Annotated in this window: 17 protein-coding genes, 1 tRNA gene and 1 pseudogene; 8 read left to right on the top strand and 11 right to left on the bottom strand. The window is 60.7% G+C overall.

The features are described 5' to 3' along the window. Positions 1–112 precede the first annotated feature (112 nt). The 3 genes from ACPPVP_RS03020 (at position 113) to ACPPVP_RS03010 (ending at position 2,123) form a co-directional block, all read left to right on the top strand. Positions 113–1,030, top strand: a complete 918-nt coding sequence (locus ACPPVP_RS03020) for an NADP-dependent oxidoreductase (RefSeq protein ID WP_426538419.1) — start codon at positions 113–115, stop codon at positions 1,028–1,030. 203 nt (positions 1,031–1,233) lie between these two features. Next, a complete protein-coding gene (locus ACPPVP_RS03015) occupies positions 1,234–1,635 on the top strand; it encodes an SPW repeat domain-containing protein (protein ID WP_426531164.1) in 402 nt (133 codons plus the stop codon). Positions 1,636–1,718: 83 nt separating this feature from the next. Continuing rightward, positions 1,719–2,123, top strand: coding sequence for a YybH family protein (locus ACPPVP_RS03010; RefSeq protein ID WP_426531162.1), 405 nt, complete (start codon positions 1,719–1,721; stop codon positions 2,121–2,123). A gap of 433 nt (positions 2,124–2,556) precedes the next feature. Here ACPPVP_RS03010 and ACPPVP_RS03005 read toward each other — a convergent pair whose 3' ends face one another. Then, positions 2,557–2,715, bottom strand: a complete 159-nt coding sequence (locus ACPPVP_RS03005) for a hypothetical protein (RefSeq protein WP_426531160.1) — start codon at positions 2,713–2,715, stop codon at positions 2,557–2,559. A 615-nt stretch (positions 2,716–3,330) separates the two neighbouring features. Here ACPPVP_RS03005 and ACPPVP_RS03000 point away from each other — a divergent pair. The 3 genes and pseudogenes from ACPPVP_RS03000 (at position 3,331) to panE (ending at position 6,708) form a co-directional block, all read left to right on the top strand. Further along, positions 3,331–4,737: an MFS transporter gene (locus ACPPVP_RS03000; RefSeq protein WP_426531158.1), complete on the top strand. Its 1,407-nt coding sequence runs from the start codon at positions 3,331–3,333 to the stop codon at positions 4,735–4,737. A gap of 515 nt (positions 4,738–5,252) precedes the next feature. Then, positions 5,253–5,351: pseudogene (locus ACPPVP_RS02995) on the top strand (6-O-methylguanine DNA methyltransferase); the annotation flags it as partial. Between the two features lie 436 nt (positions 5,352–5,787). Next, complete coding sequence (gene panE, locus ACPPVP_RS02990) at positions 5,788–6,708, top strand: 2-dehydropantoate 2-reductase (protein ID WP_426531156.1); 921 nt, start codon at positions 5,788–5,790, stop codon at positions 6,706–6,708. 667 nt (positions 6,709–7,375) lie between these two features. Here panE and ACPPVP_RS02985 read toward each other — a convergent pair. The 4 genes from ACPPVP_RS02985 to ACPPVP_RS02970 all read right to left on the bottom strand — a co-directional run bounded on the left by ACPPVP_RS02985 (position 7,376) and on the right by ACPPVP_RS02970 (position 12,954). After that, on the bottom strand, positions 7,376–8,350 hold the full coding sequence (locus tag ACPPVP_RS02985) for an NADPH:quinone oxidoreductase family protein (RefSeq protein WP_426531154.1): 975 nt from the start codon (positions 8,348–8,350) through the stop codon (positions 7,376–7,378). Between the two features lie 176 nt (positions 8,351–8,526). Then, complete coding sequence (locus tag ACPPVP_RS02980) at positions 8,527–10,071, bottom strand: acyl-CoA synthetase (RefSeq protein ID WP_426531152.1); 1,545 nt, start codon at positions 10,069–10,071, stop codon at positions 8,527–8,529. Positions 10,072–10,144: 73 nt separating this feature from the next. Further along, the gene (locus ACPPVP_RS02975; RefSeq protein ID WP_426538417.1) at positions 10,145–11,350 is read right to left on the bottom strand and encodes an ABC transporter substrate-binding protein; all 1,206 of its coding nucleotides are present in this window, start codon (positions 11,348–11,350) and stop codon (positions 10,145–10,147) included. Positions 11,351–11,736: 386 nt separating this feature from the next. Beyond that, positions 11,737–12,954, bottom strand: coding sequence for an acyl-CoA dehydrogenase family protein (locus ACPPVP_RS02970; RefSeq protein ID WP_426531150.1), 1,218 nt, complete (start codon positions 12,952–12,954; stop codon positions 11,737–11,739). 141 nt (positions 12,955–13,095) lie between these two features. Between ACPPVP_RS02970 and ACPPVP_RS02965 the strand changes: the two genes are divergently transcribed. After that, on the top strand, positions 13,096–14,058 hold the full coding sequence (locus ACPPVP_RS02965; protein WP_426531148.1) for a LysR family transcriptional regulator: 963 nt from the start codon (positions 13,096–13,098) through the stop codon (positions 14,056–14,058). A gap of 95 nt (positions 14,059–14,153) precedes the next feature. On the opposite strand, the gene ACPPVP_RS02960 is transcribed toward ACPPVP_RS02965, so the two are convergent. The 4 genes from ACPPVP_RS02960 to ACPPVP_RS02945 form a co-directional block, all read right to left on the bottom strand. Further along, entirely contained in the window at positions 14,154–14,933 is a 780-nt protein-coding gene (locus ACPPVP_RS02960) for an SDR family NAD(P)-dependent oxidoreductase (RefSeq protein WP_426531146.1), read from the bottom strand. 216 nt (positions 14,934–15,149) lie between these two features. Then, positions 15,150–16,199 carry a phosphotransferase family protein gene (locus tag ACPPVP_RS02955; RefSeq protein WP_426531144.1) on the bottom strand — a complete coding sequence of 350 codons (1,050 nt, stop codon included), beginning with the start codon at positions 16,197–16,199 and terminating at the stop codon, positions 15,150–15,152. Positions 16,200–16,323: 124 nt separating this feature from the next. Next, positions 16,324–17,055, bottom strand: coding sequence for an SDR family NAD(P)-dependent oxidoreductase (locus tag ACPPVP_RS02950; RefSeq protein WP_426531142.1), 732 nt, complete (start codon positions 17,053–17,055; stop codon positions 16,324–16,326). A gap of 357 nt (positions 17,056–17,412) precedes the next feature. After that, positions 17,413–17,502, bottom strand: a tRNA-Ser gene (locus ACPPVP_RS02945). A gap of 201 nt (positions 17,503–17,703) precedes the next feature. On the opposite strand from ACPPVP_RS02945, the gene ACPPVP_RS02940 reads away from it, so the two are divergent. Beyond that, complete coding sequence (locus ACPPVP_RS02940) at positions 17,704–18,060, top strand: hypothetical protein (protein ID WP_426531140.1); 357 nt, start codon at positions 17,704–17,706, stop codon at positions 18,058–18,060. Positions 18,061–18,272: 212 nt separating this feature from the next. On the opposite strand, the gene ACPPVP_RS02935 is transcribed toward ACPPVP_RS02940, so the two are convergent. Then, entirely contained in the window at positions 18,273–19,733 is a 1,461-nt protein-coding gene (locus tag ACPPVP_RS02935) for a trehalose-6-phosphate synthase (protein WP_426531138.1), read from the bottom strand. A gap of 197 nt (positions 19,734–19,930) precedes the next feature. Next, positions 19,931–20,743 carry a trehalose-phosphatase gene (gene otsB / locus ACPPVP_RS02930; protein ID WP_426538415.1) on the bottom strand — a complete coding sequence of 271 codons (813 nt, stop codon included), beginning with the start codon at positions 20,741–20,743 and terminating at the stop codon, positions 19,931–19,933. Positions 20,744–20,788: the final 45 nt, after the last annotated feature.

The raw sequence follows: 20,788 nt of genomic DNA, 5'->3' as shown, positions 1-20,788 counted from the left end.
AGCGCTGAGTGCAGAAGCAAAGAAGAGGAGTTCCACAATGGATGACATTTTGTCGAAAGCCGGCGCGTCCACGCTCCCGAGCCCGAAGAGGCAAATGACCAAAGAGAAGATCATGAAGGCGATCGTTGTGACGGAACAAGCGGCGGGAACAGCCGGCATGAAGCTGGTGAAGCGGGCCGAGCCGCAGGCGGCGATCAACGACGTCGTGGTTCAGGTGCATGCGTCGGGATTCGTCCCGACTGAGCTGGAGTGGCCCTCGACCTGGACCGATCGTCTTGACCGTGATCGAATACCGTCGATCCCCGGGCACGAGCTGGCCGGAGTGGTCACCGCTCTCGGCTACGGCACGACGGGACTGTCGGTGGGACAGCGAGTGTTCGGCCTCGCCGACTGGTATCGCGACGGCACCCTGGCGGAGTATGTAGCCATGGAGGCGCGCAACCTCGCGCCGCTCCCGGGCGACGTCGACTTCACGGTGGGCGCGAGCCTGCCAATCTCGGGCCTCACCGCGTGGCAGGGACTGTTCGAGCACGGCCGCCTTCAGGCGGGACAGAGCGTACTCGTGCACGGCGGGGCGGGCGCAGTCGGTTCGATGGTGACGCAGCTCGCACGAGAGTTCGGCGCCTACGTCATCGGCACCGGACGAGCCGCCGACCGTCAGAAGGTGCTCGACTCCGGCGCGAAGGAGTTCGTCGACCTCGACAACGACGCCCTGGAAGACGTCGGCGGCGTCGATCTGGTGTTCGATAGCATCGGTGGCGACATCGGGAAGCGGTCCGCAAGGATGGTCCGAGCCGGAGGAACGCTGGTGTCCATCGTCGGACCGGCCGAAGCACGGCCCGTCGACGGCCGCGCGGTCGACTTCGTCGTCGAGTCCGATCGAGCCCAACTGAGTGAGATCGTCCAGCGGGTGCGAGACGGACGACTGCGGACGAACATCGGCAACGTCGCGACCCTCGACGACGCCGTCGCCGCCTTGAACCCGACTGAGCGACGCAAGGGGAAGACGATCATCCGCGTTCGTCCCTGAGCGACACACGCCCATCGGGCCGATCCTGGTCCGGCCGGCTGGCGAGTGCCGATATGAGCAACGCACGAGCGCCTGGTGGCCGGACTGCGCGAGGAAGACCCCCGCGGCCGTCGCCGACCGCATTGCGCACGCTAGAGCGCGAGAGAGAAATACCCGCAGCGTCGCAAGGACCGCTTGAGCGACCAAACATGTAGGAGTTACCGATGTCGTTTCGCTTCATTACCAAGTCCATCCACGCCTACCTGATCGATTACCCCGTCGCGATCGTCTTGATCGCAGCGCCGTTTGTGTTGAAGCTCGGGCAGAGTGGACCGCTCGCAATGTGGCTTTCGGTTGTTGTCGGTGTCGCAGCACTGCTCTTGGCCGCCCTGACCGACCATCCGACCGGGCTCGTCCACATCATTCCCTACTGGCTGCACCTTTGGGTCGATCGCGCCGTCGGAGTGGTCTTTGTGATCGCCCCGTTTGCCTTCAAATTCTTCGGGCTCGACGCCTGGTACTACTGGATCCTCGCAGCCGCTGTCCTGCTCACAACGTCGGTCCTTAACGCGCCTGAGGAGCCAGTCGCGATGCCTTTGGGATTGGACGGGCGCACAGCGGGCTGAAGGCGGCGACGACCTCGTCGAGGGTCCTTCATCGAGTAACGCCGCGGGCAACCGTTTAAACCAACACGAACAGGAGACCCCCAATGTCCGAGAGCTTTCCACTCCCAACTGAACCCGAAGGCGTTATCCCGTCCCTGCTTAAGCGATTTAACTCCGGAAAGATCGAAGCAATGATGGCCTTGTACGCCCCGGAGGCGGTATTCGTCGCGAACGACGGGCGAACCATCACTGATCGCGCCGAGTTCACGGCCATACTCGAGCACGATATCAAGCTCGGCCTGCCGCTAAAGGCAAGTGTGCGCCATGTGCTCGTCGGCGGCGACACCGCCCAGATTGTGCTGGACTGGTCAATTGACGGAACAGGTCCTGACGGCAAGATCGTGCACATGCACGGCACAGCAAGCGACATCATGCGGCGCGGCGCGGATGGGTTCTGGCGGTACATTATCGACAATAATCAAGGCACGGCGGTGCGACATCCCGCCTGACGCATGTGCGCCACGGCAGCTCTCCGCGCCAATCTACGGAATTTCCCGCCAATAAAAGAGCTATCGCAATCGAGACGGCAGGTTATCGACGGAGGATCTGGACAAGACTGGCCGTTGATCCGCGATCAATTAAGCAAACCGGCATGGTGCAGAAACTCTTCGACGGCGATCCGTACCCCATCCTCGGCTTTTTCGATGTCGCTTCGTTGAGCAGTAAAAATCGACCGTGAGCCGAGCGATGACCAACATTTCGCAATTTTGGCAGTGCCGCTTTTACATTGCGAGACAGCGGAAACTTTGGTTCGTTCAACGCAGCATCAATCAGAAGGCCGAGAAGCCGCACTGGGGCGCGCGCAAGATCCGCGAACTGCTGGTCCCGCTGCTCGGTCGTAGAGTGGGCAACCGTTGGGTAATTTCGATCTTGTCATCCTGCTCAGTCGTCGATCTTTCCCTTCACGAAGGCAATCTTCGGAACACTGAAGCCCATCGCGAGCCAGGCAGACAGCAGCTTGACGAAGAAAGACACGGTTTGACGCTTGGGGTTTGGAATATCGTTGGAGAGGTTGGCACCTGGAAGCGCGTCACTCGTCATTGTGCGCATTTCAATACGGGGTCGCGCTTCTGGAGACCAAAGACGTCCATAGAGACTCAGCCAATGCCCTTTCGTGAACTCCAGGAAAATGGGTGTGTTGCAACAGACGGCGACCACACGGCGGGTGGCCGATTGCGGCGTGAGCCGATGTTCTCTCAGCAGCTCGGTGCCCTTGTCAAAATGGAGGGTCCTTGCGATAGAGAATCATTTGAGTCGCGCCGTTGGGCTCCACAATTTTCGGTGCGCCAGGCAAGGCTTCCAGCCTGCCGCCAGCAGTCCGGCAACTTGTGCAACAGCATTCGGCGGCAACGATGGGCGTTCCCTCGACGGCAAGACGGGTTTGTCCGCACGTGCATGAAAGGTGAGTGGTTTGCGTCATGCCGATATGCTTTCCGAGATAGGCAGGCCAAAAAGGAGATGGATGTAGCGTCAACCAGTGTCCCACTTTCCCGGATCAAGTTCGAGCAAGTGGCCGCGTCACCCTAGGACGTTTGCCCGCAGCCAAAGGATGCGGCCCGGGAAAAATTATTTCTGGGCGCATCCTTTGCCCCTCCGGCCTCGTCTAGCCCGCAGAACGCGCCGCGACAGGGTGGCGCGACACACGGAGACAGGGCGATGCAGACCCCGACCAATCGCGCCGAGCAGAACTGGGTGCTTGGCGTCACCGCGCTGGCATCCTTCATGATGGCGCTGGACGCCATGATCATTACGACGGCATTCGCAGCCATCCGCGCCGAATTCGGCAGCCCGGTCGAGACGCTGCAATGGACCGTCAACGCCTTCAACCTGACCTTTGCCGTGCTGCTCTTGACCGGCGCCGCGCTCGGCGACCGCTTCGGTCGCCGCCGCATGTTCGCGGCCGGGATCGCCCTGTTCGTCGTTGCATCGGCGGCCTGTGCGCTCGCAGGCAATGCCACCGCGCTAATCGCCGCCCGCGCGCTGCAGGGCGCCGGCGCCGCGCTGGTGATGCCGCTGGCGATGGCGATCCTGAGCGGCACGTTCGGCCGGGAGGAGCGCGCCCGCGCGCTCGGCATTTTCAGCAGCATCACCGGATGCGCGCTGATCATCGGCCCGGCCATCGGCGGCTTCATCACCGAACATTTCGGCTGGCGCTGGGTGTTCTGGATCAACCTGCCGATCGGCCTGATCGCGATCGGCCTGGTGCTGGCACGATTGCGCGAAAGCTTCGGACCGGCTGCGGCATTGGACATCCCCGGACTATCGCTTGTCGCCCTCGCGGCGCTGGCGCTGGTCTGGGGCCTGTTGCGCGGCAACGCTGTGGGGTGGGCGAGCGCCGAGGTCGTGGGCACGCTGATGGCAGGCCTGGTGTTCACAGCCGGCTTCGTGCTCTGGGAATTGCGCGCGGCCGCGCCGATGGTGCCGATGCGGCTGTTTGCATCGCGCGCCCTCGCCGCCGGCATGTCCGCAAGCGTGCTGTTCTACGCCGCGATGTATGGCGTATTGTTCCTGCTGCCGCAGTTCCTGCAGACCGCCCTGGGCTTCGACGCCTTCGGCGCCGGACTTCGCCTGCTGCCCTGGACGGCGACGCTGTTCGTTACCGCCCCGGTGGCCGGCGCGGTTGTCAACAGGTTCGGCGAGCGACCGCTGGTGGTGACGGGATTGCTGATGCAGGCGATCGGCCTTGGCTGGATCGCCGAGATCGTGAGCCCCGCGGTTTCCTACTCCGCCCTGGTCGCGCCGCTGGTGCTGGCCGGCGTCGGAGTCTCGATGGCGATGCCGGCAGCGCAGAACGCCGTCCTGAGCTCGGTCGCGGTGGCCGAAATGGGCAAGGCGTCCGGCGTCTTCAACATGGGCCGCTTCCTCGGCGGCATGTTCGGCATCGCTGCGCTGGTGGCGATCTTCTCGGCCAACGGCGGGGTCGATTCGGCCGCGCATTTCGAGAGCGGATTTGCGGCGGCGATGAGCCTGGCCGCAACGCTGTCGTTGGCCGGCGCGATCGCCGGATTTTTCCTGCCGGCACGGCGACGGACCGCCGGCGCAGCCGCGCCGCAAGATGCGTGATGCTCACAGCGATAGCGTTTCGCTATCGGCCCCGTCGGAACGCCCTCTGGTCTCTTTGAGTGCTTGATGGCCGTCTTTCATCGCTCAACGAAGAATTCGAGCGATGTCAGGCGCGCAAAATCCTGGAGATCGTCGTCTGGCCACCAAACACACGAGCGCCAGCTCCGAAATGGTGACGACCGATCGCGCAGATGTCCGATTTGCTCGCCCCAATATCCAAATCTACGACGCGCACGTCGTCGACCTGTACCAATAAGCCTGTGCGCGGTATCTCGTTGGTGTGAAGGGTGCAGGGGATTATGGCGGAGAGAGTGTCAGTCAACTCCCATTGAAAGACAAAGCATTTTCGACTTTCCCGGACCAAAACTCACCATTCGAGTTACGGCCAGGCGGCAAGTTTTCCAACGCCTGGAAGGCGGGCATCGCCGCCGCCCGGCGCGACCTACAACCCCCTTAGCTGATGCTTGTCGGGAATCGGGTGGTTTGAAATGGGCCGGCGTCCTACATCAACCAGCATGATGACGCTCGTCATACATGACCTTCGCCTAGCCGAGAACGGCGCTTTGCGCGACTACGACTCGGTTCGGCGCGCGATCGCGTTCATCTCCGAACACTGACGCACGCAGGCCCCAAGACGATGCGACTGAAACTCGATCCCGCGACGGCGGTGCCCGCCATGATCTCGTGTCAATCTGACAAGAAAGCGGACCCCGAAGCCTTTTATGAGGGGCGGACTTGGCCAACCGAAGATGGTTTTGGCTACATTATTTGCCGTGACTGTGGGGAATTAGATGAGGAGGGAAAGTTTTTTGAGAAGAACACCGTTTACACGACTCGGGGTGATCTCACCGCACATCCCGACGAACGATGCAATGTCTGCAAGGGCTTTGGGTTCTTGCGGGTGGGGTTGTGACGATGAGCAAGACAACGCGCCTATTGACAACTCCACCAACGGCCCAAAAGCGCCTGACGTTTGAGATGGAAATCTTCCCGCTCGGAGGAAATTGGCAGGATCGTTACCTGCCCAACAGCAACAACAGGAATTGAGAGATGCGTATTCTCATCGTTGGCGCGGGGGCCATTGGCGGATATTTCGGCGGCAGGATGCAGCAAGCCGGCCACGACATCACCTTTCTGGTGCGGCCGCGCCGCGCCTTGGAGCTTGCCGCCGCGGGCCTCGTGATCAAAAGCCCGAACGGAGACGTAACGCTGAAAAATCCGCCTGTCGCCCAGGCCGACACCATCAAGGACAAGTTTGACGTCGTGCTGTTGAGCTGCAAGGCTTACGACCTCGACGATGCGGTCAAGTCGTTCGCGCCGGCGGTAGGCGAGGGCACCTCGATCATCCCGCTGCTCAACGGCATCCGTCATCTGGACGTTCTCGACAAGAAATTTGGCGCGAGCCACGTGCTGGGCGGGCTCTGCACGATTGCGGTGACACTGAACGAGAAGCGCGAAGTGGTCCAACTGGGCCCGATGCAATCGCTTGGTTTCGGCGAGCGCGACGGCAAAATGTCAAACCGGGTTCGCGCTATCGCGGACGTCGTCAGAAGCTGCAATTTCGACGGCGCGGCGAGCGAGACCGTCCTGCAGGACATGTGGGAGAAATGGGTGTTCCTGGCGTCGTTCGCGGCCTCGACCAGCCTGATGCGCGCCCCGATCGGCACGATCCTGGCGGCGACCGGCGGCAAGGACTTCCTGCTTGGCATGCTCGACGAATGCAGGGCGGTCGCGACCGGCGAAGGCTATCCGCCCCGCGCGCCCGCGCTGGAACGCGCGACAGGGATGTTCACCACGGAAGGCTCGGCGCTCACAGCATCGATGTTCCGCGACATCAAGGCGGGCCAGCCGGTCGAAGCCGATCATGTGATTGGCGACCTGATTGCGCGCGCTGACACCGCAAAAATTCCGGTGCCCCGGCTGCGCACGGCCTATACGCATCTGAAGGCCTACGAGCAAACGCGTGGCTGATCGCGTGCCTCAAGCTTTGTGCATGATTTTTCCAACGACCGCTGCACACTTTCGCGGAGCTTGCGCGACAGATGCGCCAGGTAGTGCGCGAGCGCGGTGATCTCTCCGTCGCTCGGGGGATAGCGCCGCTGCTCCGAACCCACGGCCAGATGCTACGGTTTGCGCGGTAGCAAAGCGTAGCATCGCGAACGGCCGCAACCGCCTTTACCGCCTACTCGTTGTTTTTGGGGGTGCTTTGAGCAATGGATACAGAGGAGAAGAGCGTAGTGGCGGAAGAACCCTCCTCCGAACCCACGGTGAAAAACTACGGCTTTGCGCGAAGAAACGCGCAACATCGCCGAAATTTTCGGTGGCTTTGCGGTAGATTCGAACAATCGGATACAGGGGAGAGCTGCGACGCAGAATGGCGGAGAGAGTGTCAGTCAATCCCTCTTGAAAAATAAGGCATTTTGATCCTCTTGGGCCAAAAACCACCATTTGAGCTACGGCCGAAAACTGCCGTTGACGCGCTCCATATTCGAGTAGCTAGACTCTTTTGCTGAGGTCACGCTACCGGACGTCTTGTGTTTCTGCGTCTCCCAGCGAGCGTCCTCGGCTTGCGAGCGATTTTCCCCGGCGGCGCGCTCTGCTTCGATGGCGCTTGCTCCGATACCCGAGAGCACCTGCGTCACGGATGCAGGATCACCTTGCCCATCGCGTTGCGGCCAGCGAGCACTTTCAGAGCGCGGGCGGTTTGCGCTAACGGGAAGGTGCGGTCGACATGCGAGGAGATCTTGCCGTCGGCGGCCCAATTTACGAGCTTTTCCAGGTTGGCGCGATACTTCCGCGGATTGAGCCGCGCCCATGCGCCACAGAATACGCCGCGGATGTCGCAGCCTTTCAAGAGGGGCAGGTTGAGCGGCATCTTCGGAATGTCGCCGGCGGCGAAACCGATCACGAGAAAGCGACCTTCCCATGCGATCGAACGCAGTGCCGCCTCGGCATAGGTACCGCCGACTGGATCGAAAATAATATCAGCGCCTTTGCCGTCCGTAAGGCGTCGCAAGCCCTCCTTGAGATCTTCATTGTTGTAGTTCAGGCCAAGCTCGGCGCCGTGGGCCTTGGCAAACTCGAGTTTTTCATCCGACGAGGCACAGGCGATCACCTTCAGGCCCATCAGTTTGCCAAGCTCGCAGGCGGCGAGGCCCGTGCCGCCGGCCGCACCGAGCACGGCGAGGGTCTCGCCGGGCTTGGGGCTGGCGCGATCTTCCAGCGCGTGCAGCGCGGTGCCGTAGATGATAGTTATCCCTGCGGCGCGGTCGAAATCCAGATTGTCGGGAATTTTCACGATCGAATTGGCCGGCAGCGCGATCTTTTCGCGCGCGCCGTTGTAGCCGCACGATGCCACCACGCGGTCGCCCACCTTGAGGTCGCTGACGCCGGAGCCGACGCTCTCAATCACGCCCGCGACTTCAGCGGCCGGCGAGAACGGGAACGGCGGCTTGATCTGGTACTTGCCCTGGATCATCAGTGTGTCGAAGAAATTCAGCGCCGCAGATTTGATCGCGATCACAGCTTCGCCGGGCCCGGCCGCCGGATCGGGCACATCGGCCAGCACGAGATCGTCGGGTTGGCAGTATTGCGAGCAGAGAATGGCTTTCATGGACACACCTGGTTCCGGACACACGGTTAGCGCTGGAGTCTTTCACGCCGATTTGACTTCCGGGGACAATCTGTTTCGGATACGGAGCTGCCCGCCTATCCTTTCATGGCCGCGGAACGAAACAATCCAGAGCAACGCGAAGGCCTGGATTGCATCGTCGCTACGCGTCGGTGATGTCAGATCGAGCGTCCCGTATTCTCCCAAAACGGCTCGCGCAGCTTGCGCTTGAAAATCTTGCCTGAATCCTCGCGCGGCAGTTCGAATTTGAATTCCACACGCCGCGGCATCTTGTAGCCGGCGATTTTTCCGGTAAGGAACTGCAAGACGCCAGCTTCGGTCAATTCGGCCCCGGGTTGTGGTTGCACGACAGCGCAGATGGACTCGCCGTACTCGGCGTTCGGAATGCCGAATACGGCACAATCGGCAAGCCCCGGCATGCCTTGCAACTGTGCCTCGATCTCTGCCGGATAGATATTGACGCCGCCCGAGATAATCATGTCGTTGGCGCGATCGCACAAGAACAGAAATCCCTCCTCATCGAGATAGCCAATATCGCCCGGCGTAATCAGTCCGCCAATCTCGGCGGAACGACGCTTTGACTCGTCGCCGTGATAGGTGAACTCGGCAACGCCCCAAAGCTTCGTCGAGACGATGCCAGCCGTCCCACGCGGCGCCTCCTTGCCTGAAGCATCGACGATGCGAATTTCGGCACGCGGGATGGCCCGGCCGACTGTGCCCGGATGGGCGAGCCATTCGGCGGACGTGCAGAAGGTCACGTTGCCGGTTTCGGTGGTGCCGTAGTATTCGTTGATGATCGGTCCCCACCAATCGATCATGGCGCGCTTGACGTCCGGTGCGCACGGTGCCGCAGCATGAGCAACGAAGCGCAGCGACGAGAGATCATATCTGGTGCGCACGTCGTTCGGCAGCTTGAGCAGCCGGTTGAACATGATCGGCACCATGTTCAGATGGGTGATGCGGTGTTTTTCGATAAGGCGAAGCAACTCTTCGGGGTCGAAACGTGGGGTGACCACGATGTTCGCGCCAAACTTGAATGAAAAATTGGCATGCGCGTTCGGAGCCGCGTGATAAATCGGGCCGACGATGGCGGTGACGATTTCGGACGGGCGATCAAGAAGGTCGGTAAACCCGTAGGACAGCGCCAGCATGGCGGCCTGGACGGCGGTCTGCTCGGGAGTTGGTATCGTCCGCTTCACACCCTTGGGACGTCCCGTCGTTCCCGACGTGTAGATGATCGTGCTGGGGACCTCGGCCGGCGGCGACACGTCAACTGCGAAACTCTCCCGCCAGGTTTCCCAATTCAAAGAACCTTCCGGCATTTTCGTCATGTCGTCGTCGAGCCCATAGGCTCTTCGGATTTCATCCGGCACCGGGACAACGATCACCGTGACGCCATCAGGTACACCCGCTCTCAACGGCTTCAGCAAATCCGCATGAATGACAAGGACCTTCGCCCCGGAGTCGATCATCAGGTATTGAAATTCGTCCAGCGTGTAGTGCCAGTTGACGGCGACGCGAAAGGCTCCGATCTGGGCCGCGCCAATGCCGGCTTCGAAAAACGCAATGTCGTTGCGCAGGCATAGCGCGACGCAATCACCCGGAACGACGCCGAGGTTTCGAAAGCCCGTCGCCGCTTGAGCGCTCCGCCGGCTGATTTCGGCTCCTTCGATTTTTCGATCGCCGATCCAGACTACGCCCATCAATGTCTCCCTTCAGGTTTTGCTTGGAGGCGTTGTCGTCCATCGCTCTCCAACGGACGGCGAGCGCGGCGATCTATTGAGTGATGATGTCGCCGAACAGTTCCCAGTGCTTGCCATCGAAGCGATGAAGCTGCATCGACGTCACTGGCGCGGATTGGGTCGGAGTTGTCTTCACCCGGATCCCTGGCAGCAACATCGTTGGTTGGAAATCCAGATTCAGCGCCTGCTTCATGACGTTCTCGCGCGTGAGATTGTCGCCGGCCTGCTTCAGCACCTGCACGATCACTTCACTGGCGGTGTAGGCTCCGGCATTGAGGCCGTCCGACATGTCACCTTGGGGATAATATTTTTTCATCCAGGCGGCCCAGGCAAGATAGCCTGGATCGTCATGCCATTTGGGGTCCGTGACGTCCTTCGACGCCGTTGCGCTGATCGCCCCAATACAATTTTCAAGGCCTGCGGGCTTCAATACCGCGCCCACCGAACTGACACCTCCGGTCAGAATGTGCAGTGGCTTCCAGCCCAGTTCCGCAGCTTTACGAAGAGCTTGCGCGGCGAATTTCGGCGTCGACGCACTGAAGAACACGTTCGCACCCGTCGCCTTCAACGTGACCATCTGCGAATCGATCGTCGCATCGGTGATTTGATAGGGGACTTCGCCGACAATCATCGTGCGCGCCTTCTCGCCGAGACCCTCCTTGAGCCCCGACAGATAGTCCTTGCCGAGATCGTCGGCCTGATACAGCACGGCGATTTTTGCGTCCGGATGTTCGTTGAGAATGAATTTGGCGTAGATCTTCGCTTCGATATTGAAGTTCGGCTGAAGGGCCATCGTCCAGGGGAAATTCGCAATGTCCGTGAACTTGCGCCCCCCTGCGGCGATGAAAAGCTGCGGCACCTTCGCGTTATTCAGATATTTCTGCACTGCACTGTTCGGCGCCGTTCCCAGCGCGTTGAACATGAACAGCACGCGATCCTCTTCAACGAGACGGCGCGTCTGCTCGACGGTCTTCGGAGGACTGAATGCGTCGTCACGGGAGATAAACTCGATTTTTCGGCCGTTGACGCCGCCGTTCGCATTGACCATTTCGAAATAGGCTGCATCGGCCTTGCCGAGTGTACCGTAAGCAGACGCCGGCCCGCTGTACGCCACCGTATTTCCGATCTTGATTACGGTGTCCGAGGCGCCAGGATCGTAGGCCTTCTGCGCAACTGTGGGCTCAGCAGCGACGCTGAAAGCCACGAGCGTGCACACCGAGATCAAAACATTCGCCTTCATGACGTTTCCCCTTATCGATTTTTTATGCGCCCTGACGATGCGTGGCGCTCTATTTTCTCGAATGGAACAATCGTCCAACTCACATCGTGTGAGAGACGGCCTCTCGCATGCGATCGAAACGGCACGCGAAAACCGACTCGGCAGCCTATCCGCAGACACCGCCCGATTGTCCGGCTGGGCCTAGCCATCGGTCCAATCGAAAATTCATCGTAATTCAATCCAAATTGGTTATGGATCGCAGGCGCGTTTACACCGCCCGGATAGCCACACTTAAAGCTGGATCTGGACCTGCCGATCGATGCCAATTTGGACGGGCGCATAAGGCGTAGGGTGGATGATCGGGTCCGATCATCGTTTTGATGCCGTCGCCAAAGGACCTTGGCTTCCTATCCAGCGTTGAATTCTTTGATCTTCAATTTTCCGAGTTGCGACATGTGCACTTCGTCCGGACCGTCGGCGATGCGCAGCATGCGGTTCAAGGTGAAGAAACCGGCGATCGGCGTGTCGGCGCTGACGCCCATGCCGCCGTGCGACTGGATCGCGCGGTCGGTAACAGTCTGGGCCATTTGCGGCGCGATCACCTTGATGGCGGCGATCAGATCGCGCGCGACCTTGTTGCCATATTTGTCCATGGCGTCGGCGGCTTTCAGCGTGAGCAAGCGCGCCTGCTCGATCTCGCACCAGGAGCGGGCGACATCCTGACGGATGCTGCTTTGATCCGAGAGTTTCTTGCCGAAGGCAACGCGGCTTTCGACCCGCTTCGCCATGATCTCCAGCGCGCGCTGCGCCTGGCCGATCGAGCGCATGCAGTGATGGATGCGGCCCGGACCAAGACGTCCCTGCGCGATTTCAAAGCCGCGGCCCGCGCCGAGAATCATATTGGACTTCGGGACGCGCACGTTCTCCAGACGCAGTTCCGCTTCGCCGCCGGGCGAATTCATGCTGCCGAATACGGTTTGGTTGCGCACGATGTGAATGCCGGGCGTTTCACGCGGAATGATGATCGTGGAATGCTGAGTGTGGCGGCTGTTTTCCGGGTTCGACTTGCCCATCAACAGCAGCAGCTTGCAGCGCGGATCCATGATGCCGGAAATCCACCACTTACGGCCATTGATGACGTAATCGTCGCCGTCGGCCTTGATCGACGTTTCGAGATTGGTGGCGTCGGAAGAGGCGACCTGCGGCTCGGTCATGAGGTAAGCCGAGCGGATGTCACCGGCGAGCAGCGGCGCGAGCCATTGCTTCTTCTGCGCCTCCGAACCGAACTTTGCGAGCACTTCGATATTGCCGGTGTCAGGCGCGGCGCAGTTGAAGATTTCCGATGACCACGGAACGCGACCCATGATCTCGGCGAGCGGGGCGTATTCGAGATTGGTGAGGCCCGGGCTGTAGTCGCCGTATTCATGCGGCAGAAACAGGTTCCAAAGGCCCTCGGCCCTTGCCTTCGCCTTGAGGTCGTCAACGCCCGGCCAGTATTTCCAGAGGTTCTTATGGTCGGCGATCCAGTCGTAGCGGGCCTGTTCGGCTGGATAGACGTGGGCGTCCATGAAGCGATTGAGTTGCGCGATCAGCTTCTTAACTTTTTCAGAATGATCGAAATCCAATTTTCTATCTCCCTTTATCGACGCCCACGCCGGATAATCCATGACAACGGCGATCCAGCGCTATTTGCTCGACGATACCGGGCGCGGTCCAATAGATTAGTTTTGACAGATTGATCCAATCTTCTTATCGATTAGGACCTCATGGATCTCGACGCCAAACCCTATCGCTGTTTTTTGGCGGTCGCCGAACACGGATCGTTCGGACGGGCGGCGGCCATCATGAACATGTCGCAGCCCGCCTTGTCGGCGCTGATCAAGGAATTCGAGCGGCGGCTTGGCTTCGACTTGTTCACCCGCACAAGTCGGCGGGTCGAATTGACGGCGCAAGGCAATCTATTTCTGGGCAATGCGCGGCGGATCGTCACCGAAACCGACTTCGCGCGTCGTATGGCAGGCGACATCAGCGCCAACCAGCTTTTGATCGGCGCAACTTATTACACCGCGATCATCGCCGAACGCATCGCGCTGACCGACGGGCATCTACATGACAACCCGGATATCCCCACCCGCATTTCTGTGCGCACGCAGCGCGCGGTCTACGACGACCTGCAGCAAAAACGGCTGGAGCTCGCGATCGTGCTCGAACACGAGGCGGCTCCTAGCCAGCAATCGATGTTCGCCGACGAGATACCGTCAGAAGGCATCGAGCGTCTCGTACTGCACCGCCGGCCCGTGCGCCTGCTAACACCGCAGGAGGACGCGCTTGCAGGGCTTGCATCGATCCCGCTCGCAAGGCTCGCCGGCGAAAGAATCGCAATCATCAATCGTTCGCACGGCGTCTCGCTATCTGAAGCAGTAATACAAAAGCTCACGCAGGCGCAGGCGGTTCTGGTCCGACCGCCCGAAGGCAATGCTTTGGCAGTGGAGAGATATGGCGCGCTGATGCGTATGTCGGCTGTGACGCTCGGCTGGTTCGACGATCAGCCCGTACGCGCCAATGACCGCATGGTTGTGCGGGATATCGAGGGCATGGATATTGCGACCATGCTCGTGCTCGCACGCGGCGTGCAACCGCCAAGGCCGGCGGCCGAAGCGTTCTGGTGCGCAGCGAAAGCTGCAACTGTCGAATCCGCCGCCACGCCGAGTTCTGGTCGACATACCTGATGTGAGAGCTTGGGTGACGAGCCGCGCAAACGGCCATCTTTCCACAGACGTGGGCCGCGTGCCACTCACGGCACGTAGCGATTCTTGGTGAAGTATTAGCCGTTGCGGGCCATCAATCCGCCATCGACAGGAATGATTGCCCCCGTCAGAAACGAGGCCGCCGGCAAGCAAAGGCTGAGGGTCATATGGGCAACTTCCTCCGGGTCGCCGTAGCGACCAAGCGCGGTTCTCCGTCTCGCGTAGGTCGCTTTGTGTTCGTCGCTGATCCGCTGCGTCATGCCGGTTGTGATTGGGCCGGGGCAGATGCAGTTGACCGTAATTCCTTCACGGCCAAGTTCGACCGCGAGGGAGCGCGTAAGGCTGACGACACCGCCTTTAGCGGCGGAATATGCGCTTTGAAGCGCCGTGGCACCGAGCGCCTCGGTCGAGGCTATGTTTACGATTCGCGGAGATTTGGATTTGCGCAGATAGGGAAGCGACGCTCTCACGATCCGCTGATGCGCGGTGAGCAGGATTGCCAGATGCCTGTCCCACTGATCTTCGTAACCCGGCGCATCGATCGCCATTGCGCCAGAAACGCCTGCATTGTTGATGACGATATCAATACCGCCAAAATAACTGGCCGCTTCATCTACTACGGCTCGAATTTCGCCACCGTCCGCGACGTCCAGTTTCCACGCCTTGGCTTGGTAACCCTTGCTTACGAGCTCTCGCGCGACTTCGTCCGCGCCAGCTGCCAAGTAATCGGTAACAGCAACATTTGCGCCTTCAACCGCAAACAGACGAGCAGTTGCACGCCCCATGCCGCCTGCAGCCCCCGTCACCAGGACCGTCGAACCTGCAATTGACCGGCTGAGTTCTCTGTAGTCACGCATGATTTTGTCCGTCAAAGCGTTGGAGCTTGGGAAAGGAGCTTATGAAATCGTATTCGGCCGCGAAAATGGGCTGATTGCGGCCCCCCGGTCCAATCGAAAATTCATGCAAACTCAATCCAAATTAATTATGGACTGTGGGCTGACACACTAACTGAGATCCCGATGCTGAAGCAGCGAAAACCTTTCAGCTCAGGCTGTGGGAATCGCCGCATTGCCTCAACGACCGTCGATCATCCCGGCAGCGCGCTCCAGCAGTCCAACGCAGGACTTGTGCAAACGCTCCCCCGTCTCGACCGGCGCCTTGCCGGCGCAGGCGCGCGCGAATGTGCCTTCCAGAATGAGGCCGAGCTTGTAGCACCCCAGGACGCCATACCAGGCGATGTTCGAAACATCGCGTGTGGCATGTTTTCCGTAGTACTCGATCAATTCGGCTATCACAGGAAATCCATCCCACGGCTTCACGCGGGTGTCGGAGGTTCCCCGGCCTTCCGGATCAGGCCAAGTCGCCATGATCCAACCGAGATCGACCAGTGGGTCGCCAATCGTCGCTAACTCCCAATCGACGATCGCGGCGATTTGCGGCACGTCGAAACGGTAGAGAACGTTGGACAGGTGATAGTCGCCATGCAAGACGCCCGGCTGAAACGATTTTGGTCGATTCTCGCTTAGCCATTTGCCGATTTCATCCACATGCTTCAGCGATTGTGGCCCAGGCCAGCCGTCATATTCGCGATAGCTTTCGAGCTGGGCACGCCAGCGTAGGGTTTGACGCTCCAGAAACCCGTCGAGCTTGCCGAAATCGCCGAGCCCGACAGCGATGTGGTCGACGCGGCCGAGCGAGAGCAGCGCGTCGATAATCGAAAAGCCCATCTGCCGCCGCAGGTCGGCAGACTCCGAGAAGGGCTGGGGCAAAGCCATAGAGGCGTTGAATCCGTCGATCGACTCCATCAGGTAGAAGGCGCCACCGAGCACGTCTGGCGTGTCGCAGGCCGCGATCAGGCGCGGATGCGGGACGTCCGTGTTGGCAAGCGCGCCGAGCACGCGCGCCTCTCGCCTGTTGGTGAAATTACCGTCCAGGCGCGGATGACTCGGCGGCCGCCGCAGCACGAACGTACGCCCACCCCGCTTGAACCGCAGCAGTATGTTCTGCGTCCCGCCAGCAAGCGGCACGGCGTCCAAAACCGGACCGGATTCCAAGCCCAACCCGTCCATCCATGCGGCAAGTTTGTCGAAATCGACCAGTTCGCGCCAGTTCGGCTGAATCATCTATCCTTCCCCGCTCGCCATCCGTTTTGAAATTCCCGATTGGTCCTGAAATCCAAGATCATCCTGGGATTCTCATGCTCGGCGTTGCGTCGCCGCCGTCCGCATCTCAAAATGGGCGTTGGCCTCAGACAAGGAGCCCACCATCGACGATGATCGTCTGGCCGAGCACGTAGGCGGACAGGTCCGAGGCGAGAAATAGCGCAACGCCAGCCATATCCGCGGGCGTACCGAGACGGCCCAGCGGAATCTTTCTCAAGCTGGCGGAGAGCCGTTTCGGATTATCCGTCGTCGCCTTCGTCATCTTGGTATCGACGAGCCCCGGCGCAATGCCATTGACCCTTATGCCGTCGCGCGCCCAAGCTTCGGCAAGTGTGCGCGTCAATCCATACGCGCCCGTCTTCGACGCGTTGTAGGCAGGGTTACCCATGGTAGAATGGAACGCCGCGGTCGAACTAACGATGATCAACGCCCCCTTGGCGGCCGTCAGCGCGTCATGAAACTTGTCGGCGCAGGCCATTAGGCTCATCAGATTCACTTCAAGAACCTTACGAAACCCAGGCATCTTGAATTCCGCGCGCTCGTAGAGAACAGCGCCCTGGCATAGCACGAGAACGTCGAGTTTGGAGAAGCCGGCGGCGGCCTCGATCGAGTGCTCGTCGGACACGTCGACCTGCACATAGGCAAGCCCCGTCAGGTCGGATCCCTCGGACGCGGCATAGTCCTGCACGGATTTCCGTGTCCCCCAAACAGTGGCACTGGCGCCGCGCGCCCGGAACGCCTGGGCGATCCCGTTGCCGATCCCGCTCGAGCCGCCCACGACGAGAACATTTCGGCCGGTAAAGTCCAGCGTCTCCATGGCGAGCCCTCCGTTCGCCACTTCAAGGTGGCTTGTTTAAGTCATCTGTTTAGATCGGTGGAGCGATTCATTCGCTAATGATCGCTCCAAATAACTCCCAGTTCTTCCCGTCAAAGCGCTGGAGGTTATGAAATCACATTCGGCCGCGAAAATGGGCTAACCACACACCCCGGTCCAATCGAAAATTCATCCAGATTCAATTCGAATTGGTTATGGACTCCGGCTTGACGCGTTAGCATCCGGGAGCGTGCCGAGGCTGAGAGCACAGCGATCGCGAATTGGCTGAAAACCAAATTCCTCGGTGGCTTGGCGGTAGATTCGAACAATCGGATACAGCGGAGAGCTGTTGCGTAGAAATGGCGGAGAGAGTGGGATTCGAACCCACGGTACGGTTTCCCGCACACACGCTTTCCAAGCGTGCGCCTTAAGCCACTCGGCCATCTCTCCGGAGGCCCTCTCTTGAAGGGGCAGGCGTGATTTTGCAAGGGAGGCCGGGGGCGGCGGCGGAAATTTCCCCAATTCATTGAATTTGTTTGGCTATTTGGATCGCTCCAGGCCCGCGATATGGCGCGGCGGCGGGCCTTGAACCGAAATCCGGCCACGATCGACGACGATAAGTGGCGACCCTGTTGGTGGAGGACGGCAAACATGATCATTCGGACGCTTCAACTGACCGTCCTGGCGTCGGTTTTGGTATCGGCGCTCGCGATCGGCGCCGCCCACCCGGCGCTGGCGCAGGCCTGCACGCGGCAGGGCAACGACGTGACCTGCGACGACGGAAGGCGCGGCATCCATTCGGGTGACGCTATCGTGTGGGCCGACGGCACGACGTCGCGGCTGGCTTCGCCGCATCCGAGCGTGATCATCGGCAACAAGTCCTCGGTGGTGATCGGGCCCGGGGTGTTCGCGGGCAACGGCAAGGGTGGGCACGTGCCGATGGAGAATCCGAGTGCGCCGAGCAAGGCACGGTGCCCGATCCTGGATGGGGTGGCGTATTGTTTTTGAGGTTGCCTTAGTCAGGCAAGCTTCCCTCACAAACCTTCATGGTGAGGAACGCCACCGGGTCCGCGCAATGCGCGGCCCGATGACAGGCTCCGCGCGACTCCGGACGATGCTGCGCATGGCCGCGAGAACCATGAGGCCACAGCCGGGCCTTCATCCTTCGAGGCGCCGCTTGCGCGGCTCCTCAGGATGAGGTCGGAAGTTCTGCTTCCAGGCTAGTGGTACCGTATCCCGCCGGTGGTGGCGGAGTGAAGCGGCCATATCACGGGCTCAGCGATCCCGGGCGCCAACTCGCCCCTGTCGAGCCGACACTCGCCCAAGGCTTCGGTGAAGTCGGCGAACCATGTCTGGATCGTCTGGCCGCGCAGCTTCGCCATCATCGCTTCCCAGCGCATCCGGCGTTCGGTCAGCGGCATCGACAGCGCGGTGGCGATGGTGCGCGCCATGCCGTCGATATCGTGCGGATTGACCAGCAGCGCGGTATCGAGTTCGTTGGCGGCGCCGGCGAATTTCGACAGCACCAGCACGCCGGGATCGACCGGGTTTTGCGCGGCGACATATTCCTTGGCGACGAGATTCATGCCGTCCTGCAACGGCGTCACCACGCCGACCTGCGCGGTGCGATAGAGCCCTGCGAGCACGGCCTGGCCGTAACCCTTGTTGAGATAACGGATCGGCGTCCAGTCGACCTCGCCGTGCTGGCCGTTGACGTCACTGACGAGCCTGGCGACCTCGTTCTGCAGATTGCCATAGGCCTCGATCGCGCCGCGCGAAGGCGTCGCGATCTGCAGCAGCGACGCCGTGCGCGCCATTGACGGATGCAGCGTCCACATCCGGTCGAACGCCTTGATGCGGTTGATCAGGCCCTTGGAATAATCCAGCCGGTCGACGCCGATTGCGAGCTTCTCGCCGTTCAGGCTGCGCCGTAGCCGCGAGACATCAGGATGGGTCGACGCCTTCGCAGCCAACTGGGCAAATTGTCCGGGATCGATGCCGATCGGAAATACCGAAGCGCGGGTCCGGCCGTGGCGCGAAATGACGACGCCGTCATGCACGACGAGGCCGAGGTCGGACTGCGCATAAGACAGGAAATTCTCGCAATCCTCGTCGGTCTGGAAACCGATCAGATCGTAGGCCAGCATCGCCTCGATCAGCTCGCGATGATGCGGCACGCCCGATATCACCGAACGCGACGGCCACGGCGTGTGCAGGAAGAATCCGATCGGCTCGGTGACGCCGAGATCGCGCAACTCGGCGCCGAGCGCGAGGAAGTGGTAATCCTGAATCCAGAACGCGGAATCGGTCTTTCGAAATCGCAGCAGCGCGCGCGCCATGAAGGCGTTCACTTCGCGATAGCTGAGATAATCCTCCTGCGTGGCACGGATCAGATCCGCGCGCGAATGCAGCGCCGGCCACAATGCGGAATTCGCAAAGCCTTCGTAGTAGCCGCCATAATGCGCTGCCGGCAAATCCAGCATTGCAAGCGCACCGGTACCCAGTGCTTCGATTTCGGCAAAAGGTTCCTTCAGGTTCCCGTCGCGGACTCTGCCACTGGAACCGACCCAGATAGCGCCCGACTTCTCGACGATCGGCAATAACGCCGCCGCGAGTCCCCCCGTCATGGGTTCATTGGGTTTTCCGCGCGAAACGCGGTTAGAAACGACGACGAGGTTCAAAGGTCCCTCCCGTTGATAGCGCCCGCGGTTAACAGCCGTTCATCAATATGGTTCCTGATCACCCTTTCAACGAATTGAAACCAAATTCGGGCTGCGGCGCGGAGGAACTCACTGGAACTCACGAAAAATAAATTTTGTCGTGAACCTCGGCATCAAGCGCGAGAATCTGTGGTCGAAAGCCGTCGAGACGAAAAACATTATGGCAAGGTTGCGTCCCTTTCATCATCAAGCAGGTGCGCGAGGAACTCGCGCACGTCGCTCGGCGCATCGAAGTGCCCTGCGACGCCCTTGGCGCGGCGTCCGACCGAGAAGGCCAGGCCATCGAGATCAGGCATGATCGCAAACACGGTCTCGTCGGTGACGTCGTCGCCGATGAAGAACGGTCGGCGGCCCTTGAAAGGTTCGCGTTTCATCAGCTCGTGCACGCCGCTCGCCTTGCTGAATCCGGAATGCTTGATCTCGCAGACGCATTTGCCAGGCAGCACCTCGATCGGCGCGTTGGGCAGATCGGCCCTGATCAGCGACACCGCGGCATAGATCGCCTTCTCGGCGTGCGGCGCAAGGCGATAATGCAGCGCCAGCGAATAGCCTTTGTCCTCCAGCAATATTCCCGGGCTCAGCTTTGCGATCGCAGCCAGCCGGCGCTTCAATTCCTTGTCCAGTGGCGGCGCATGGGCGTCCACCGACTCGCTGTCCGGATCGATCCGCATCTCGGCGCCGTGGCCGCCAACGGCCGGGTATTGATCCGGCGCGAAAATCAGATCGATATCGTTGAGCGAGCGGCCGCTGACCAGCGCCAGCGCCCCGTTGGTTCGCACCAGCAGGCGATTCAAGGTCTTCACCAGGCCCGGCGGCACCCAGACTTCGCGCGGCGTCGGCATCAAGTCGAGCAGCGTGCCGTCGATGTCGAGCAGGATCGCGGTCTCGCTCAGGTGCGTAATCAGCGAGCGCGGCACCGGCACGGTGTCCGGCGCATCGTCGTCTTCACGCACGATTTCTTCTTCCGCCATGTTTTCTTCCAGTGGCATTTCCAGCAGATCCTCATTCATCTCATC

Origin of the sequence: Bradyrhizobium sp. McL0615, from assembly GCF_049993905.1 — a bacterium.
GTDB lineage: Bacteria > Pseudomonadota > Alphaproteobacteria > Rhizobiales > Xanthobacteraceae > Bradyrhizobium.
The sequence above is the reverse complement of the archived record's forward strand: the minus strand, read 5'-3'. Positions and strand labels throughout refer to the sequence as shown.

Excerpts from the sequence above, each read along its gene's own strand:
- panE (WP_426531156.1), top strand. The coding sequence starts at position 5,788 with ATGCGTATTCTCATCGTTGGCGCGGGGGCCATTGGCGGATATTTCGGC.
- ACPPVP_RS03000 (WP_426531158.1), top strand. The coding sequence starts at position 3,331 with ATGCAGACCCCGACCAATCGCGCCGAGCAGAACTGGGTGCTTGGCGTC.
- ACPPVP_RS02955 (WP_426531144.1), bottom strand. The coding sequence starts at position 16,199 with ATGATTCAGCCGAACTGGCGCGAACTGGTCGATTTCGACAAACTTGCC.
- ACPPVP_RS02950 (WP_426531142.1), bottom strand. The coding sequence starts at position 17,055 with ATGGAGACGCTGGACTTTACCGGCCGAAATGTTCTCGTCGTGGGCGGC.
- ACPPVP_RS02960 (WP_426531146.1), bottom strand. The coding sequence starts at position 14,933 with ATGCGTGACTACAGAGAACTCAGCCGGTCAATTGCAGGTTCGACGGTC.
- ACPPVP_RS03020 (WP_426538419.1), top strand. The coding sequence starts at position 113 with ATGAAGGCGATCGTTGTGACGGAACAAGCGGCGGGAACAGCCGGCATG.
- ACPPVP_RS02980 (WP_426531152.1), bottom strand. The coding sequence starts at position 10,071 with ATGGGCGTAGTCTGGATCGGCGATCGAAAAATCGAAGGAGCCGAAATC.
- ACPPVP_RS02985 (WP_426531154.1), bottom strand. The coding sequence starts at position 8,350 with ATGAAAGCCATTCTCTGCTCGCAATACTGCCAACCCGACGATCTCGTG.
- otsB (WP_426538415.1), bottom strand. The coding sequence starts at position 20,743 with ATGGCGGAAGAAGAAATCGTGCGTGAAGACGACGATGCGCCGGACACC.
- ACPPVP_RS02940 (WP_426531140.1), top strand. The coding sequence starts at position 17,704 with ATGATCATTCGGACGCTTCAACTGACCGTCCTGGCGTCGGTTTTGGTA.
- ACPPVP_RS03005 (WP_426531160.1), bottom strand. The coding sequence starts at position 2,715 with ATGACGAGTGACGCGCTTCCAGGTGCCAACCTCTCCAACGATATTCCA.
- ACPPVP_RS02975 (WP_426538417.1), bottom strand. The coding sequence starts at position 11,350 with ATGAAGGCGAATGTTTTGATCTCGGTGTGCACGCTCGTGGCTTTCAGC.
- ACPPVP_RS03015 (WP_426531164.1), top strand. The coding sequence starts at position 1,234 with ATGTCGTTTCGCTTCATTACCAAGTCCATCCACGCCTACCTGATCGAT.
- ACPPVP_RS03010 (WP_426531162.1), top strand. The coding sequence starts at position 1,719 with ATGTCCGAGAGCTTTCCACTCCCAACTGAACCCGAAGGCGTTATCCCG.
- ACPPVP_RS02965 (WP_426531148.1), top strand. The coding sequence starts at position 13,096 with ATGGATCTCGACGCCAAACCCTATCGCTGTTTTTTGGCGGTCGCCGAA.